Genomic DNA, 15,632 nt, shown 5'->3' with positions numbered 1-15,632 from the left:
TCGTCCAGGCCGGCCTTGGCCTGTTATCGCTTCGCTTTTATCAAGCGTCTGGCGTTCGGCAAGTGAGCAGCGGCGCAGGGAAGGGCGGGACATTCATGGATTCGGCAGCCAAGGTTTCTGCAACCCGCTCGGAGGCCACTGTTTTCCTCGTTGCGGCACTGGTGGCAATGTACGCCGTCAGTCAGTTCCTGCGCAATTCCATAGGGGTTATCGCCAGCGATCTGGCGAGGGAAATGTCTCTCTCCGCCACGCAGACCGGTCTTCTGTCGAGCGCTTTCTTCCTCACCTTCGCGGCGGTTCAGGTCCCGATCGGGATCCTCATCGACCGCTTCGGCCCCAAACGCATCATGCTCGCCACGGCCGTGATGGCCGTGGCCGCCACGGCCATGTTCGCCATGGCGCCCTCGGCGTCTCTGCTGATCGCCGCCCGGGCCCTGATGGGGCTCGGCTGCTCCACCTTCTTCATGGCGCCCCTCGTCATCTATGCGCGGCGCTTCCCGCTGCAGCGATTTGCCGGGCTGACAAGCATCCAGATGGGTGGCGCCAATCTCGGCACGCTCGCGGCCACGGCGCCCCTGGCGGCGGCGTCGGCGGCCATTGGCTGGCGCAGTTCGTTTCTGATCGTCGCGGCGCTCACCGTCGCCACGATGCTGGTGATTATGGTCGCGGTGCCGAAGGATGCCGGTGACGCCGGGAAGCGGGAAAGCTGGGGCGAGGCTTTGAAGGGCGTAGCCTTAGCCGCGAAGGTGCCGTCCTTCTGGCGCGTGTTTTTCATGCACCTGACCACTTATTCGTGCTTCGTTTCCATCATCGGTCTCTGGGGCGGGCCCTGGCTGGCTGACGTGCACGGGGCCGATCTTGCCACAAAGGGGCGGATCCTCCTGCTCGGAGCTGGAGCCCAGATCTGCGGGATGCTGCTCTGGGGAGCCACCGACCGGTTCCGGGGCAGCTACAAGAAGCCGGTCCTCATCGGCGGCCTTGCGGTGGTCGCGATGATCGCGGTCCTGGTTTTCGCGCCTCTCGATCTGACCCTGATTCCGGTCTGGTTCATCCTGTTCGGCTTGAGCGTATCGTTCACGCCCATTCTGACCTCACACGGGAAATCCCTGTTTCCGCCCCATCTGACGGGCCGGGGGATCACGCTCATGAACATCGGCACCATGGGCGGGGCGTTCCTGTCACAAAGCGTCACGGGCATCCTGATCGACGCCATGGGGCGGTCGGGGAGCGGAGGCTATGCGGCGGAGGGATATCGGCTCGTCTTCGCGGCTCTGGGCAGCTGGCTGCTCCTGAGCCTGTTCATTTATGGCAGGGCTATTGACCCCCATCCCAACAGATATGCGCCTAAAGCATAACGAGGCGTGATTTTTTTGTTGATTTTTGTGCGACGCGAAGGCAATATTGCAGTGCGATATGGCGATGGCGTCGCCTTGTCGTAGCCCTTCTTGGGCGTTTCCTCCCTAAACTTCGGGCTGCCGGCGACGGCGGCCTTTTTTCTTTTTCGGGCCGTGTTTCTTCTGTCCGCGCTTCGGACGGCAGCATCGAACGCAAAAGTGGGAACCGGTTTTGCGTGAAAAGATGCTCAAATCAAAGTGCGGCAGCATCGAACGCAAAAGTGGGAACCGGTTTTGCGTGAAAAGATGCTCGATAACAAAAGCTCAATGCATCGGATCTGGGTTCGATGTCACGTCCGATGCTGTAGCCGCCATCACTCCGCCGCGATGCGCCGGGTCGTCAGCTCCCCTTCGATGTCGCCGATGACCTGGTGGAAGGCCTGGAACAGATCGTCCGCCAGAACCGCGAAGCCCGCCCTCTTGGTCATGCTGCGCTCCTCCATGTAGAGCGCCCGGTTGATCTCCACCTGCAAGGCATGTCGTCCGAGGGCCGGCTCCCCGTAATGCTCGGTGATGAAGCCGCCCGCGTAAGGCTTGTTGCGCACCACCGCATAGCCGCGTCCCCTCAGGGCCGCCTCGACGATATCGATGAGCAGGCCCGCGCACGAGGTGCCGTATCGGTCGCCGAGCACGATATCGGCCCTCGTGCCGTCATCCCGGCTTACGCTGGAGGAGGGCATGGAGTGGCAGTCGATGAGAACCGCATGGCCGAAGAGATCGGCGGTGCGGCGCACGACCTGGCGCAATGTCCGGTGGTAGGGCTTGTAGAGCCATTCGATCCGGTGGAGCGCTTCATCGACCGGGAGGCGCGCGTGGTAGATCTCCTGCCCGTCGGCGACGATGCGAGGGATGGTTCCGAGGCCTCCGGCCACCCGCATGGAGCGGGTGTTGGCGAAGGGCGGCAGGCGTCCATCGAACATGCGGGAATCGAGTTCGTAGGGCTCCCGGTTGAGGTCCAGATAGGCCCGCGGGAAGCGCGCCGCCATGAGAGGAGCGCCCAGCTCCGTGACCGAGGAAAAGAGCTCGTCCACATAGGCGTCCTCCGACCGGCGCAAGGCCACGGCGTCCAGGCGGGACGCCGCCAGGAAGGAGGCCGGATAGACGGCGCCCGCGTGGGGGGCATTGAAGACGAACGGAATCGTCTGTGCCGCAGGCTCGTTAAGGACGAAAGGGGGATCGAACTCGTCGACGATGGCTGGCCGCATGAAAACTGGCTATTCTGAAATGAAGATCGGCTTTTTTGCTAGTGTAAGGCAGCGGCGCCGCCTGTCCACGACAATATGGTGGGGGTGCTGCGTCGTTCTTTCACGGGTTATTTACCCGGTGGGGGCATGAAAGGCTCCTGAGATCATTCGCCACGATTCGGGGCTTGGCAGCCGATGAAGATTCTTCTTGCCGAAGACGACAACGATATGCGGCGCTTTCTTGTGAAGGCGCTGGAGAACGCAGGCTACGAGGTGGCCCCGTTCGACAATGGGCTTTCCGCCTATAACCGCCTGCGGGAGGAGCCTTTCGAGCTTCTCCTGACGGATATCGTCATGCCTGAGATGGACGGAATCGAGCTGGCCCGCCGGGCCACCGAGCTCGACCCGGACATCAAGGTCATGTTCATCACCGGTTTTGCCGCCGTGGCCCTGAATCCGGATTCTCAGGCTCCGAAGGATGCGAAGGTGCTTTCCAAGCCCTTCCACCTGCGCGACCTCGTCAGCGAGGTCGACAAAATGATGGCGGCCTAAAAAAGGTTGCTCATCATGACTTGCGCATATGCCCAGTTCTGGGTATATCGCCCCCCACAGCCGAGACGGGACGTCAAACATCACCGTTTCCCGGGCGCGTAGCTCAGCGGGAGAGCACTACGTTGACATCGTAGGGGTCGCTGGTTCGATCCCAGCCGCGCCCACCATTTCTTTTTCCGGCCTTCCCGAAGGGCCGCAGGAGACCGGATATGAAGATCCGTAACTCGTTGAAGTCGATCCGCGGCCGTCACCGCGACAACCAGCTGGTGCGTCGCAAGGGCCGGGTCTACATCATCAACAAGACCCAGAAGCGCTACAAGGCTCGTCAGGGCTAAGTCAGGCGCGGCGATCCCGCGCACGCTTTTATGAATTGACCGCGCATGCCGGGATCCTAAAATCCCGGCATGCGTTTTTTTGCGTTCCTGCTGACCGCATCGCTGAGCCTCGCCGCGTATCCCTCGAATGCGCAGGAGGCCGCTCGACCTCATTCGCCTTCGGCGAAGGAGCAGCCGCCCAAGCCCAAGCCCGTCACGCTCGACGATCTGTTCGACCGCCTCTCCAAGGCCGGCTCGGAGCGCGAGGCGGAGGGCATCTCGAACCTGATCGAGCGGCGATTCGCGCGTTCCGGCTCCGATACGGCGGACCTGCTCCTCGGCCGGGCCACGGAGGCCTTCGAGAAGAAGGAGTTCCCGCTCGCCGTCGAACTGCTCGACCGGGTGCTGGCCCTTCAGCCGAACTGGGCGGAGGCCTGGTATCGCCGGGCGACGGTGTTCTATCAGCTGGACGATCCGGTCGGGGCCATGGCGGATCTCAGCCGGGCGCTCGCGATCGAGCCGCGCCATTTCAACGCCTGGACCGGACTCGGCCATATCCTGATGGCTTCCGACGACAAGGCGCGGGCGCTCGAGGCTTATCGGCACGTGCTGACGATCAATCCGCAACAATCGAGCGTGAAGACGATCGTGGACCGCCTCATCCCCGACGTGGACGGGCAGGATCTCTAACGTATCGTGCGAAAAAGTGGCCCGATTTTTCGCCAGAACGATGCGCTCTTTCCAAGACGAGAGCATCGGACGTGAAAGGTGGATTCCACCTTTCACGTCCGATGCTCTAGCCCGCGTTTCACGATGAGCCACGTTCTCGCCCTCCTGGCTGCATTTCTTCTTCTTGCCACCGCCGGAGCCGCGTTTACCGGTATCCACACCTGGATCGTCGGGCGCCGCTATCCACCGACGGGCCGATTCATCGAGGTCGCAGGTTCGAGGCTCCATTACCGGGACGTCGCGCCCGAGGGCCTGCCGCGCGGCACCATTGTCCTTCTCCATGGCGCATCATCCAACCTCGCCGAATCGATGTTCGGCCTCGGCTCGCATCTCGCGCAGCGCTACCGGGTCCTGGCCTTCGACCGGCCCGGCCATGGCTGGAGCGAGCGGAAGGGAGGCTTGCGCGAGGCCGAGCCCGCGCGCCAGGCGGCCCTGATCGCCGAGGCCTTGCGCAGGCTCCACGTACGTAACGCGGTCATCGTCGGGCATTCCTGGTCGGGCACCCTCGTGCCGCATTTCGCCCTCGACCATCGTGATGTGACCGGGGCCATCGTCATTCTGGCGGGCATCACCACGCCCTGGCCAGGCGGGTATACCGGCTGGTATCGGCGGCTGATCACATCCGGGGCGGGATGGCTCGCCATGCGCACGTTCGCGATACCTGTCACGCTCGTGCTGCGGCCGTGGATGAAGAAAAAAACCTACGCCCCGCAGGAGCCGACTCCGGGCATCGTTCGCAACGGCTTCATCCCGCTCGCCTTCCGGCCACGCGCCTACGAGGCGAACATGCAGGACTTCGCCGTCATGTACGATGCCGTCGTCCGCCAAAGCCCCCGCTATGGCGACATCCGCATGCCGGCGCTCGTCATCGCCGGCGAGTGCGACGAGATCGTCTGGACCGATCTGCACAGCCGCTCCTTCGCGAATGCGGTGCCGGGGGCCGAGCTCATCCTGCTGCCGGGCATTGGGCACATGCCGCAATATGCGGAAGGACAACGGGTTCTCGCGGCCATCGAGGTTCTGGCCGAGCGGATCTCGGATTCGTCCGTCGCCCTCGCGGGGCAGGGCAGGGCAGGGCAGGGCAGGGGTGGTGAAACCGGATGAGTGATGAAGCCGGCTTCGCCCACGCCGTGCTTGGCCTCGAGCCGGGCATCCACGTCTTGGGAAGGGCTGCTGGTTAGCGCATCGAGCGAAAAAGTGGACCCGGTTTTTCGCTCCGAACGATGCGCTGATCTAAGAAGGGAGCATCGAGCGAAAAAGTGGATCCGGTATTCGCTGACGCGGCCCTTCGGGTCCGCCCGAACGATGCTCCAATCCAAGGAGAAAGTATCGGATGGATCCCAAAAGTGCAGGTCCACTTTTGCGTGGAAAGATGCGCCAAACCAAAAAGTTGAAGCGCGGACGTGAATTCGATTTCACGCCCGATGCGCTAAGACGTGCATGGCCGCACCGGGTGCGGCCATGACAGGGAAGGCAACAATGGCGCCCTGTGCATCAAGCCTGGGCGGCATGCTCCTGGTTGATGAAGGCGATGCGCACCATGTTGGTGGCTCCCGGCGTCCCGAAGGGAACGCCTGCCACGATGATGATGCGATCGCCCACGTCCGAATGGCCCTCGCGCACGGCGAACTTGCAGGCGCGGAAGGCCATGTCATCGATGTCGCTCGCATCCTTGGTGCGGATCGAGTGAACGCCCCACACGAGTGCGAGCCGGCGGGCCGTGTCCTGGCTCGGCGTGAGCGCGATCACCGTCGAGTTCGGTCGTTCGCGCGCGATGCGGAAGGCCGTGGAACCGGACGAGGTCCAGGCGGCGATCGTCTTGAGGTTGAGCGTATGCGCGATCTGATGCGCGCCGGCCGCGATCGCGTCCGAGCCGGTCGCTTCCGGCTCGGTGTTGAGGGTGCGCATGATGGACCAGTAGTTCTGGTCCTGCTCCACTTCCTCCGCGATCCGGCTCATGGTGGCCACCGCATCGACGGGATACTGACCCGAGGCGCTTTCGGCCGAGAGCATCACCGCGTCGGCGCCGTCATAGACGGCGGTCGCTACGTCGGAGACCTCCGCGCGGGTCGGAACCGGCGAGGTGATCATGGATTCCAGCATCTGCGTCGCCACCACCACCGGCTTGCCGAGGCGCCGCGCCGCGCGAACGATGCGTTTCTGAATGCCGGGCACCTTTTCGAGCGGCATCTCCACGCCGAGATCGCCGCGGGCAACCATGACGGCGTCCGAAATCTCCATGATCTCGTCGAGACGCGTGATCGCCTGAGGCTTTTCGAGCTTGGACATGACGAGCGCGCGTCCGCGCGCAACCTTCTTCACCTCGGCCACGTCCTCGGGACGCTGCACGAAGGACAGCGCGATCCAGTCGACGCCCGCATCGAGGGCCGCTTCGAGATCCGAGCGGTCCTTCTCGGTCATGGCGGCGACGGGGATCGTCGTGTCCGGCAGGCTCACGCCCTTGCGGTTCGAGATCTTGCCGGCGACCTCCACGGTCGTCGCGGCGGAGCCCTGCTTCACGCTCTTGACGCGAAGACGCAACTTGCCGTCGTCGATGAGCACCGTATGGCCGGGTTCGAGGGAGGAGAGGATTTCGGGGTGAGGCAGATGGACACGCTCCGTCCCACCGAGCGCCGGGTCGGCATCGAGCGTGAAGGTCTGTCCCGGCTTCAGCATGGCGCTGTCGCCCTCGAACGCGCCCACGCGCAGCTTCGGGCCCTGCAGATCCGCGAGGATCGCGATGGGGCGCTTGAACTTCGCCTCCACCGCCCGGATCATCGCCACGCGCTCTTTCAGCTTTTCGCGCGGCAGATGGCTCATGTTCAGGCGGAACACGTCGGCGCCCGCCTTGAACAACTTCTCGATCATGTCCTGGGACTCGGAGGCCGGTCCGAGAGTCGCGAGAATTTTCGTGCGCCTTGAGCGTCTCATGGCTGTGCCCCCCCTGGGCGATTCGTCTCTGTCAGCTGGATGGTCCAGCTCTTCTGTTCACCGGTATCGACTTCAAAGAAGCCGCTGCGATCAAAGCCTCGTGCAAGGCAATCTTCCGTGCCGCGGATCGTGAATTCCCGCTCGCGGGTGCACATGAAGGAGCGTCCGCTCCATTCCCCGCCCCGGTCGTAATCGATGGCGTAGATGTAATAGAAGCGGCCGCCGAGCTGCCCTTTGAGCAGGGTCTCGCATCCACGGGCGTTCAGGTTCCACCAGCCCTCAGTCACCCATCCTTGCGGGTCCCGGTAACCGAGGGCGACGCCGACGCGGCTCGACGTCATGTTGCACAGACGCAGATCCGCGCGTGCCGGAGAGGCTGCGAGGACAAGGCCGCCCAGCGAGGCCGCCATCAGTGCAAGGCTTCGCAGCCGCCGGGAGGCCGAGGGAAGTGTCAAAACCTTCATGGACGTCGATTCGGTCAACGGGTCAGGAATGAAATCGCACAATGCTTCGAGAACTATGTCGAATCCTTGTCGGCCAGAAGACGCATTGCATCAAGACCCAAAAGGCGCCCTTCGAGACATTTAGCCCGCTAAAAAAATCGCGGGCGCCGTCCTGGGGTCTCCTCGCAAGGCATTTCCCCCTTGTTCGAAGAGGGCTGCGGTGCCCATAGGGCCTAGTTTTCCGGGCGGGCGACCCAGATTCCCAGCAGGATCAAGGCGCCTCCCAGGCTCTGGATCAGAGTGAGCGGCTCGCCGAGAATCACCCAGCCGAATACCGCCGCCGCAATCGATTCAAGGAAGATGACGAGAGACGAGAAGACCGGGGGCAGAATCCCGAGGGCGACGGAGAGCAGCCCCTGGCCGCCCGCATGGCTGACATAGGACATGGCGAACAACGCCGCCGCTCCCTGCCAGGTCTGCGGCATGATGCGGTTTTCGAAGACGAGCGCGACCACGAGAAGAAGGGCCGCGGTGATGAGACTGGTCTCGAAGGTCACCCGCGCGGCTCCCGCCGTCTTGCGCGCTTTGCTCGCGACGATGAAGTAGAGGCCGAAGAAGAAAGCCGTGGCGAGGCCGAGAAGATCGCCCGTGAGACGGGCCGGATCGGCATGCATGCTCTGGCCGATGAGGGCGCCGCCGCCCAGAAGGCACAGACCCAGGCCGACGAAGGTGCCCCGCGAAACCTTCTGTCGCAGCACCAGCCACACCACCAGCACCACCACGAGGGGGGCCATCGTGGCGAAGAAGGTCGCATTGGCGACCGTGGTCTTGAGGATGGCGAGGTGCCAGACCAGAAGGTCGCCCGTGAAGACGAGGCCTCCCAGGATCGCGGCACGGGAGAAGGGGATCCGTGGCGTATCGGCGGGCGCCTTTCGCTCTTCCAGCCGCATCCACGCATAGAGCAGCGGCAGGCAGAGGGAAACGCGCCAGAAGGCGCTCGTGAAGGGACCCACATCGGCCGGCGCCCCGCTCACGCCGGCAGAGGCGAAGCGCACGAAAATGGGGGAGATGCCCATGGCGACCGCGCCCAGGCAAAGAGCTGCGAAAGCGGTGACGAAGCCGGACTCGGACCGTGCCGGAGTGGAGATTGAGGACATTTTTTGATCGCCAGGTCGTTGCGCGGATGGTCGCGTTGTCAGAGGGCGGCGCGCAGGGTAAGGGTTTTCCCCTGCCAATCAATGTCTTGTTTCACACTTTAAGCCATGTCCGCTTCTGCCGCGCTCAAGAGCGCCGACCCCGCCCTTGAGCCCCATCCTGTCGAGATCCTCGAGGGAACTCTCGAATCCGGCATTCTTCTTCTCTGCGACCATGCATCGAATGCCGTGCCGCCCGATCTCGCCGACCTCGGCCTGCCGGCCAGCGAGTTCCAGCGGCATATCGCCTACGACATCGGGGCGGCCGCGGTCACCCGCTCGCTGGCTCGCCGCCTCAACGCTCCGGCGATCCTCACCCGGTTTTCACGCCTCGTCATCGACCCCAACCGGGGGCGGGACGACCCGACACTGGTCATGCGCCTCTCGGACGGCGCGGTGGTGCCGGGGAACGCCAAGGTGGACGAGGCGGAGATTCAAAGACGCATCGAACGCTTCTACGATCCTTACGATGCGGCCATCTTGGACGCCATTCACAAAGCCATGGCGTCGGGCCATCCGCCGGCGATCGTGACCGTGCACAGCTACACCCCGGTCTGGCGCGGCTGGCCGCGCCCCTGGCACGTGGGCATCCTGTGGGATGCGGACGATCGCTATGCCCGGCCTCTTCTGGAGGGACTCGCGGCCGAGAAAGGACTCGTCGTCGGTGACAACGAACCCTATGATGGGGCCCTCGCCGGCGATACGGTCGACCGGCATGCCACGATCCGGGGCCTGGCCAATGCGCTGATCGAGATCCGGCAGGATCTGATCGCCTCGGACGAGGGGGCGGAGGAATGGGCCGAGCGCTTCGCCCGGCTCCTCAAGCCCCTGGCGACGCGGTCGGAACTGCGCAAGCCGGCGATCTTCGGAACGCGTACCCGCGAGCGCTTGCGCCAACACTGAAGAGGGAGAGGGCTCATGAAAGACCTCGACGATGCGACCCGCACCGAACTGGAGGCGGCCGCCTTTCGCAGGCTGTTGGAGCACCTGCGGGAACGCACCGATGTCCAGAACATAGATCTCATGAACCTGGCGGGCTTTTGCCGGAACTGCCTGTCCAACTGGCTCAAGGATGCCGCCGATGCCAGGCAGGTGCCCCTGTCCAAGGACGAGAGCCGGACATACGTTTACGGCATGCCATACGAAGAGTGGAAAGCGCGCCACCAGAAGGACGCGTCCCCCACGCAGCTCGACCAATTCGGGAAATCGAAGCCGGGGCATTAAATCCACTTCAACCAAATCGACGATAACACTGGCGCCAACGCCATCAATTCAGGGGCTTCATCATGGATGACGCAGCTTTCAACACCGAATCCGTCGCAGCCGATCAGCTGAAGGCCTTCATCGAGCGCATCGAGCGTCTCGAGGAGGAGAAGGCCGGCATCGCGGGCGACATCAAGGACGTCTATGCCGAGGCCAAGGGCAACGGCTTCGACACCAAGGTGCTCCGCAAGATCGTTTCCCTCCGCAAGCGCGACTATGCCGAACGCCAGGAGGAAGAGGCCATTCTCGAGCTCTACATGCAGGCGCTCGGGATGGTCTAGAGCATCGGACGCGGGAGGTGGATTTGCCCTTCTGGGGTTTGATCCGACGCTCCCACGTTAGAACAGCGCATCGTTCTTGCGAAAAGCCGGGTCCACTTTTCGCACGGATGGACCAAGCCTCCCGTCTGTCGCCCAGGAAAGGGCCTCATGGGCGACAGACTGAAGCCCGATGCCGATGTCGGCCGAAATGCAGCTTCATGCCGGATCGAAGCCTCGGGAGAGAAGCGCGCCAAGCCTGCGATGGACCGCCCGCTTCGCCCTGTCGCAAACGCGCCGACCTTTGTGCCGCCCACCGGCAAGTCGGCGGCCAAAATTGCGACGGACACACGACCTTACGGCATCGGGATGACTTTCCGGGGAAGCGTCAGGGTCGGCGGATCTTCTACCCAGATGGGAGTTGACCTTCTGACGTAAGGGAGCTTCAAATCTTCCGTGGGTGTGTCGAAAACAGGCCGGGATCACGCATGTGGAAACCTCAGGCCGGATCGCGCACCCGCCGCAGGGGGGCTTTTTCGTGATTCCGGTATCTTTGTCGGCAGGTATCTCTGCCGACCGTATCAGAGCGCTTTATGCTCCGATTGCGACATTGCTCGATTCCCTCGGTGTCGCAGTCTACATCCTCGATACGGATGATCGGGCCGTTCTCTGGAACGAGACGTTCCTACACTTCTTTCCAGAGCACGCAGGACATATCGCGATCGGAGAACACTACAGCGAAAACCTGCGACGATTTTACGCACTTCGGCTGGATGAAGACGAAGTCCAGTTCATCGACGAATATATCGAGCGCAGCATTACGCGACACCGTTCCGATCATCCTCCCTACGTCTTCAGGCACCGTGAGCGCTGGGTTCGCGTTGCGGTTCACCCTCTCGACGGTACGGGAAAGATGAGAGCCTGGACCGAAGTGCCGATGCCGCAGCGCCGAAGCCGCGGATTCTTCCTTCCTGCCAATGCGCCTCCGGAACTTGCGCATCTGACATCCATGGAGAGCATGCCGGATCCGATCGTCGTGCTCGATCGCAACAACATCATCGTCTCCTGCAACGATCTGTTCCGCCATCTCTACGAGGTGCTGCCGGAGCAGGATATTGCGGGTCAGGCTCTCGAAAAGCTCATCCAATCCCTATGGCAGCGGCACCCGGAGGAGGGCGGCGGCGAGCATTACGAGAAAGCCATACGGCCCATCCTGCAGGACGACAAGCGCTTTGCCGGCGTCGCTTATGAAGTTCCGCTTCCGAAAAACCGTTGGGTTCGCATCGTCGAACAGCGCAGCCGCGAGGGACTGAGAACCTGCGTGCATTTCGACATCACCCGCTACAACCGGGAGAGACAGGCTCTCGAACTGGCCGAGAGCCAGGCGCGGGCGCAGGAGGCGCGCTTCAGGGCCGTGATCGAGCGTTCACCGGTGGGTATGAGCATCGCCTCGGACGACGGGACGATCCTTGAAGCCAACGAAGCCTACGGGCGGTTTCTCGGATATGCCCCGAGAGAGCTGATCGGAAAGAAGCTCTGGGATTTCATGGAGCCGGAGGAATGGAACTCCGCCCGCGCCGTCATGGCCGAACTCGTCACGGGAAAAATCCTGTCCCTGGAGCGGGAAACCCGATTCCTCCATCAGGATGGGACCCTCAGGTGGGCCCTGCAATCGGCGGTGCATTTCACCGATGGTGGATCCAATGGCGAGGTGATCAGCCAGCTTCAGGATCTGACGGCGCGGAAGCACGCGGAGAGCGAGCGCGATACGCTCCTGTCCGATCTCGCATATCGCGCCGCCCATGACGGTCTCACGGGCCTGCCCAACAGAACCGCGTTCGAAGACGCGCTGAATTCCGCGATGAAGGCGGCACAGGCCAGCAATCGTCCGCACGCATTGTGTTATCTCGATCTCGATGGCTTCAAGGGCGTCAATGATGCGGCCGGGCATGTCGCCGGCGATCAGGTGCTTCGCATGGTTGCAGCGACACTGAAGCAGCACATCCGTCCAATGGATTTTCTGGCGCGGCTCGGTGGCGACGAGTTCGGCCTGATCCTTTACGAAGCCGATCTCGATAGCGGAATCTCGTGCGTCTCCGCTCTCATCAAAGCCGTCTCGACCACGAACTTCGTCTGGAACGACAGGAATTTCGTTCTTGGCTTGAGTGTCGGGATCACGAAAGTCACGAGCCAGGATCTCTCCATCGACAGGCTTCTGAGGCGTGCCGACGAGGCCTGTTACAGAGCCAAGCGGGCCGGCAGGAATCTGGCCGTCGTCGCTTGAAGGTTTGGTCATTCACGCAGCCGAGAGTTGAGCTACCCTTGCGCTTGGCGGCATCCTTTCGTCGATCCCCCGGAAGGGCAGTATTCCCTTGCTGCGTAAGGATGAGGGTTGCGTTTAAGCCTTTCTTTAAGTGCGGAAAATTATCGTTGCTTCCGGCAATTTGAGCCTCCCCGCTTTGGTTTGGTGAACACTACGGTTGATAGAAATTTTATTATCATGGGGAAGGAAAAAACATCGGATGTGCACGTTCTCTTAAGCGAGCAGACGTCTCAGATCGTTATCGATGCGGTGCCCCACATGGTCTGGCTCGTCACCGCCGATGGCCGCAGAAACTCCTACAACAAGCGCTGGCATGAATTCACCGGCATCTTTCATCCGGTCGTCGGAGAAGCCTGGCTCGACTTCGTCCATCCGGATGATCGCGAGGGCGTTCTTGCGACCTGGAGGCATGCGCTCGCGACCGCATCGGATTACGAGAACGAGCATCGGCTTCTTCATCACTCGGGCGAATATCGGTGGGTTCTGTGCCGGGGCAGTCCGGTTCGCGGCCCGCAGGGCCAGGTCGAGCGGTGGGTCGGCACCTATACGGATATCCATGGCTGGAAAGAGGCCGAGCAAGCTCTGGCCGAGAGCGAGGAGAGGTACCGTGCCCTCGTCGAGGCCAGGGCGGCGATTGTCTGGCGTGCGTCGCCCGACGGCTCGATCCGGTCCGGATGGGGTTGGGAGGAGTTCTGTGGCCAGCGGCCGGAGGCATATGCCGGCTATGGCTGGCTCGACGCCGTACATCCGGAGGATTCCGAAACGCTGATGAAAGTCTGGCTCGATGCCCTGACATCCGCCGAAACGCTGGAGAAGGAGTTTCGGGTCAGGCACAGGAGCGGCGAGTTTCGCTGGGTCGTGTCACGTGCCACTCCGTTGAAACATCCCGATGGTTCGGTCCGGGAATGGGTCGGGACCGTGACGGACATCCATGACCGAAGACAGGCCCAGGACACGTTGAGGAGGAGCGAAGAAAGGCTGCGCCTTGCCGCCGAGACGACCTCTGCGGGGATCTGGGACATGGATCTCGTCACCGGCTGCGTCGAATGGACCGCCGAGACGAGAGAGATCTTGGGGATTGCGCCGGACGTCCCGGCCTCCGCCGAACGCTTTTTCGAGCGGATCCATCCCGACGACCTTGGCGCCGTCGAAGCCAAGATCTTCGTGGATGTGCCGGGCAAAGGTCTCCGGTACAGCGGCGTCTTCCGAATCATCCGGGCGGATGACGGGCAGGTGCGATGGATCTCGTCGAGCGCCCGAACGGTGCTCGATGCGAGCGGACGGGCAATCCGCAAGGTCGGAATGATACAGGACGTGACACAGCGCAAGCTGTCCGAGGATGCGCTGCTCGCGGCCGACGAGCGGCTGAGACTGGCCATGCAGGCCGGACGCATGATCGCCTGGGAGCACGACCTCGAAACCGACCATATCACCCGCTCGGCCAATGCGATCGAGCTGCTGGGCATCGGATCCGGGCCCTTATCGGAGTTCCTCGAGAACGTTCCTCATGAGGACCGGCTCGCACGGGAGCGGTTCATCGAGACGATCGGCACGACGGGCTGCGATACCATGGAGTTCCGATACCGGTTGCCGGCCGGAAAGACGCTGTGGCTGGCCTCGCGTGGAGAGCGGGCGGGCCCCAATCGCGTGGTGGGCGTCACGTTCGACATCACGGAGCGCAAGGCTGCGGAGGAGGAGGTCTGGCGCTCCGCAAATCACGATGGGCTCACCGGACTGCCCAATCGCGTCCTGTTTCAGCGCCGTCTCGATTCCGCTCTCAGGGAAGCCAGGCGGAACGACACCAGCGTCAGCCTGCTGATGATCGACCTCGACGATTTCAAGGACGTCAACGATACGCTCGGCCATGACGCTGGCGACATGCTGTTGAGGGAAACGGCAGATCGCCTGTCGGTGATGATGCGGGATCAGGACACCGTCGCCCGCATCGGCGGAGACGAGTTCGCCGTTCTGGTCGTCGAGCCGTTGAGGTTGAGTCATGCCGCCAACCTGGGCGAGATCATCCTGAAAAGGCTGCGCCTTCCGTTCATGTATGCGGGAAGAGCGCTCATGAGCCGAGCGAGCATCGGTGTCGCGGCCTATCCGGATCACGATTCCGAGCCGGTCGAACTCATGAAGGATGCGGATATCGCCCTTTATCGGGCAAAGGCGGAAGGGCGCGGCCGCGTCGTGACCTACGATCCCGAGATGCGACTCCTCACGGAGCAGCGGCTGGCTCTGGGGCGGGACGTGCGCAATGCGATCTCCCAGGATCAGTTCGTGCCTTTCTATCAGCCCAAGGTCTGTCTCTCGAGCGGAAGGATCGTCGGCCTCGAGGCGCTTGCCCGCTGGCAGCATCCGGACAAGGGCATTCTCGAGCCGGGCGTGTTCGGCGCCGTGTTCGAGGATCCTGAGCTTGCCCCCGTGATCGGCAAGAGGCTGATCGGGAAGGTCGCATCCGATATGCGCCGATGGCTGGACGGTGGGTACCGGTTCGGCCGCGTGGCCTTCAATCTTTCCTCCGTCGAGTTCAACCAGCCGAGTATGGCGGATGAAGTCATTCGCATCCTCAACCTGGTGAAGGTTCCGGCGCGATGCCTCGAGATCGAAGTGACGGAGCGGGTTCTGCTCGACGGGCAGTTCGATCTGGTGCTGCATATTCTGGAGCGGTTCCACGAGCATGGTGTCCAGATCGCGCTCGACGACTTCGGAACCGGCTATGCCTCGCTGACACATCTCAAGCGATTTCCCGTCGGCCACATCAAAATCGACCGCAGCTTCGTTGCCGACCTTGAAGAGGACGAGGACGATGCCGCCATCGTGGGGGCCGTGGTCGGCCTCGGCAAGAGCTTGGGCCTGCATGTCACGGCCGAGGGGGTCGAGACCGAAGGACAGGTCGAGCGGCTTCGGAAGATGGGCTGCCACAGCGCTCAAGGCTACTTTTACGCAAAGCCGATATCCGCGGCACAGGTAACCGAGCTGCTCGATGCGTGGCCGTTCGGTCCTCCGGCCGCCGTCTCCCGCATCTGAGGGAAGGCCTGCGCTTCCTCCT

15 protein-coding genes, 1 tRNA gene and 1 pseudogene are annotated in these 15,632 nt (G+C 62.8%); 13 read left to right on the top strand and 4 right to left on the bottom strand.

The features are described from left to right. Positions 1-95: 95 nt before the first annotated feature. The gene (locus AB8841_RS26385; RefSeq protein ID WP_370438705.1) at positions 96-1,355 is read left to right on the top strand and encodes an MFS transporter; all 1,260 of its coding nucleotides are present in this window, start codon (positions 96-98) and stop codon (positions 1,353-1,355) included. Positions 1,356-1,708: 353 nt separating this feature from the next. Here AB8841_RS26385 and AB8841_RS26380 read toward each other — a convergent pair whose 3' ends face one another. After that, positions 1,709-2,599 (bottom strand): N-formylglutamate amidohydrolase, encoded by an 891-nt coding sequence (locus AB8841_RS26380; RefSeq protein ID WP_370438704.1) that lies wholly within the window; start codon positions 2,597-2,599, stop codon positions 1,709-1,711. Positions 2,600-2,773: 174 nt separating this feature from the next. Here AB8841_RS26380 and cpdR point away from each other — a divergent pair, with 174 nt between their 5' ends. The 5 genes from cpdR to AB8841_RS26355 all read left to right on the top strand — a co-directional run bounded on the left by cpdR (position 2,774) and on the right by AB8841_RS26355 (position 5,277). Then, positions 2,774-3,130: a cell cycle two-component system response regulator CpdR gene (gene cpdR / locus AB8841_RS26375; RefSeq protein WP_047191407.1), complete on the top strand. Its 357-nt coding sequence runs from the start codon at positions 2,774-2,776 to the stop codon at positions 3,128-3,130. Positions 3,131-3,222: 92 nt separating this feature from the next. Then, positions 3,223-3,297: transfer RNA gene (locus AB8841_RS26370), tRNA-Val, on the top strand. Positions 3,298-3,339: 42 nt separating this feature from the next. Then, entirely contained in the window at positions 3,340-3,465 is a 126-nt protein-coding gene (gene ykgO, locus AB8841_RS26365; protein ID WP_009763379.1) for a type B 50S ribosomal protein L36, read from the top strand. Between the two features lie 69 nt (positions 3,466-3,534). Then, the gene (locus AB8841_RS26360; RefSeq protein WP_370438703.1) at positions 3,535-4,134 is read left to right on the top strand and encodes a tetratricopeptide repeat protein; all 600 of its coding nucleotides are present in this window, start codon (positions 3,535-3,537) and stop codon (positions 4,132-4,134) included. A gap of 123 nt (positions 4,135-4,257) precedes the next feature. Beyond that, positions 4,258-5,277, top strand: a complete 1,020-nt coding sequence (locus AB8841_RS26355; RefSeq protein ID WP_370438702.1) for an alpha/beta fold hydrolase — start codon at positions 4,258-4,260, stop codon at positions 5,275-5,277. Between the two features lie 390 nt (positions 5,278-5,667). Here AB8841_RS26355 and pyk read toward each other — a convergent pair whose 3' ends face one another. The 3 genes from pyk to AB8841_RS26340 form a co-directional block, all read right to left on the bottom strand. Then, on the bottom strand, positions 5,668-7,104 hold the full coding sequence (gene pyk / locus AB8841_RS26350) for a pyruvate kinase (protein WP_370438701.1): 1,437 nt from the start codon (positions 7,102-7,104) through the stop codon (positions 5,668-5,670). Further along, positions 7,101-7,568: a DUF1036 domain-containing protein gene (locus AB8841_RS26345; RefSeq protein ID WP_370438700.1), complete on the bottom strand. Its 468-nt coding sequence runs from the start codon at positions 7,566-7,568 to the stop codon at positions 7,101-7,103. Before AB8841_RS26345 ends, pyk begins: the two co-directional genes overlap by 4 nt. Before the next feature lie 212 nt (positions 7,569-7,780). Further along, positions 7,781-8,704: a DMT family transporter gene (locus tag AB8841_RS26340; protein WP_370438699.1), complete on the bottom strand. Its 924-nt coding sequence runs from the start codon at positions 8,702-8,704 to the stop codon at positions 7,781-7,783. A gap of 105 nt (positions 8,705-8,809) precedes the next feature. On the opposite strand from AB8841_RS26340, the gene AB8841_RS26335 reads away from it, so the two are divergent. From AB8841_RS26335 to AB8841_RS26305, 7 genes and pseudogenes are all read left to right on the top strand, one after another. Further along, on the top strand, positions 8,810-9,643 hold the full coding sequence (locus AB8841_RS26335) for an N-formylglutamate amidohydrolase (RefSeq protein ID WP_370438698.1): 834 nt from the start codon (positions 8,810-8,812) through the stop codon (positions 9,641-9,643). Positions 9,644-9,658: 15 nt separating this feature from the next. Next, positions 9,659-9,964, top strand: a complete 306-nt coding sequence (locus AB8841_RS26330; RefSeq protein WP_370438697.1) for a DUF1244 domain-containing protein — start codon at positions 9,659-9,661, stop codon at positions 9,962-9,964. A 62-nt stretch (positions 9,965-10,026) separates the two neighbouring features. Beyond that, on the top strand, positions 10,027-10,284 hold the full coding sequence (locus AB8841_RS26325; protein ID WP_091137461.1) for a DUF2312 domain-containing protein: 258 nt from the start codon (positions 10,027-10,029) through the stop codon (positions 10,282-10,284). A 147-nt stretch (positions 10,285-10,431) separates the two neighbouring features. After that, positions 10,432-10,698: a hypothetical protein gene (locus AB8841_RS26320; protein WP_370438696.1), complete on the top strand. Its 267-nt coding sequence runs from the start codon at positions 10,432-10,434 to the stop codon at positions 10,696-10,698. Between the two features lie 22 nt (positions 10,699-10,720). Beyond that, positions 10,721-11,134: pseudogene (locus tag AB8841_RS26315) on the top strand (hypothetical protein); the annotation flags it as partial. 144 nt (positions 11,135-11,278) lie between these two features. Beyond that, entirely contained in the window at positions 11,279-12,544 is a 1,266-nt protein-coding gene (locus AB8841_RS26310) for a diguanylate cyclase (protein ID WP_370439379.1), read from the top strand. Between the two features lie 240 nt (positions 12,545-12,784). After that, positions 12,785-15,610, top strand: a complete 2,826-nt coding sequence (locus AB8841_RS26305) for an EAL domain-containing protein (protein ID WP_370438695.1) — start codon at positions 12,785-12,787, stop codon at positions 15,608-15,610. Positions 15,611-15,632 lie beyond the last annotated feature (22 nt).

The sequence above is a fragment of the Microvirga sp. TS319 genome (genome assembly GCF_041276405.1).
In the GTDB taxonomy this organism is placed as follows: domain Bacteria; phylum Pseudomonadota; class Alphaproteobacteria; order Rhizobiales; family Beijerinckiaceae; genus Microvirga.
Note: the sequence above shows the minus strand (reverse complement) of the source record. Positions and strands in the feature narration are given on the sequence as shown.

Bases quoted from the DNA above. Each gene is read 5' to 3' on its own strand.
- AB8841_RS26320 (WP_370438696.1), top strand. From the start codon at position 10,432: ATGGGCGACAGACTGAAGCCCGATGCCGATGTCGGCCGAAATGCAGCT.
- pyk (WP_370438701.1), bottom strand. From the start codon at position 7,104: ATGAGACGCTCAAGGCGCACGAAAATTCTCGCGACTCTCGGACCGGCC.
- AB8841_RS26335 (WP_370438698.1), top strand. From the start codon at position 8,810: ATGTCCGCTTCTGCCGCGCTCAAGAGCGCCGACCCCGCCCTTGAGCCC.
- AB8841_RS26355 (WP_370438702.1), top strand. From the start codon at position 4,258: ATGAGCCACGTTCTCGCCCTCCTGGCTGCATTTCTTCTTCTTGCCACC.
- AB8841_RS26340 (WP_370438699.1), bottom strand. From the start codon at position 8,704: ATGTCCTCAATCTCCACTCCGGCACGGTCCGAGTCCGGCTTCGTCACC.
- cpdR (WP_047191407.1), top strand. From the start codon at position 2,774: ATGAAGATTCTTCTTGCCGAAGACGACAACGATATGCGGCGCTTTCTT.
- AB8841_RS26330 (WP_370438697.1), top strand. From the start codon at position 9,659: ATGAAAGACCTCGACGATGCGACCCGCACCGAACTGGAGGCGGCCGCC.
- AB8841_RS26360 (WP_370438703.1), top strand. From the start codon at position 3,535: ATGCGTTTTTTTGCGTTCCTGCTGACCGCATCGCTGAGCCTCGCCGCG.
- AB8841_RS26380 (WP_370438704.1), bottom strand. From the start codon at position 2,599: ATGCGGCCAGCCATCGTCGACGAGTTCGATCCCCCTTTCGTCCTTAAC.
- AB8841_RS26345 (WP_370438700.1), bottom strand. From the start codon at position 7,568: ATGAAGGTTTTGACACTTCCCTCGGCCTCCCGGCGGCTGCGAAGCCTT.
- AB8841_RS26325 (WP_091137461.1), top strand. From the start codon at position 10,027: ATGGATGACGCAGCTTTCAACACCGAATCCGTCGCAGCCGATCAGCTG.
- AB8841_RS26385 (WP_370438705.1), top strand. From the start codon at position 96: ATGGATTCGGCAGCCAAGGTTTCTGCAACCCGCTCGGAGGCCACTGTT.
- ykgO (WP_009763379.1), top strand. From the start codon at position 3,340: ATGAAGATCCGTAACTCGTTGAAGTCGATCCGCGGCCGTCACCGCGAC.
- AB8841_RS26310 (WP_370439379.1), top strand. From the start codon at position 11,279: ATGCCGGATCCGATCGTCGTGCTCGATCGCAACAACATCATCGTCTCC.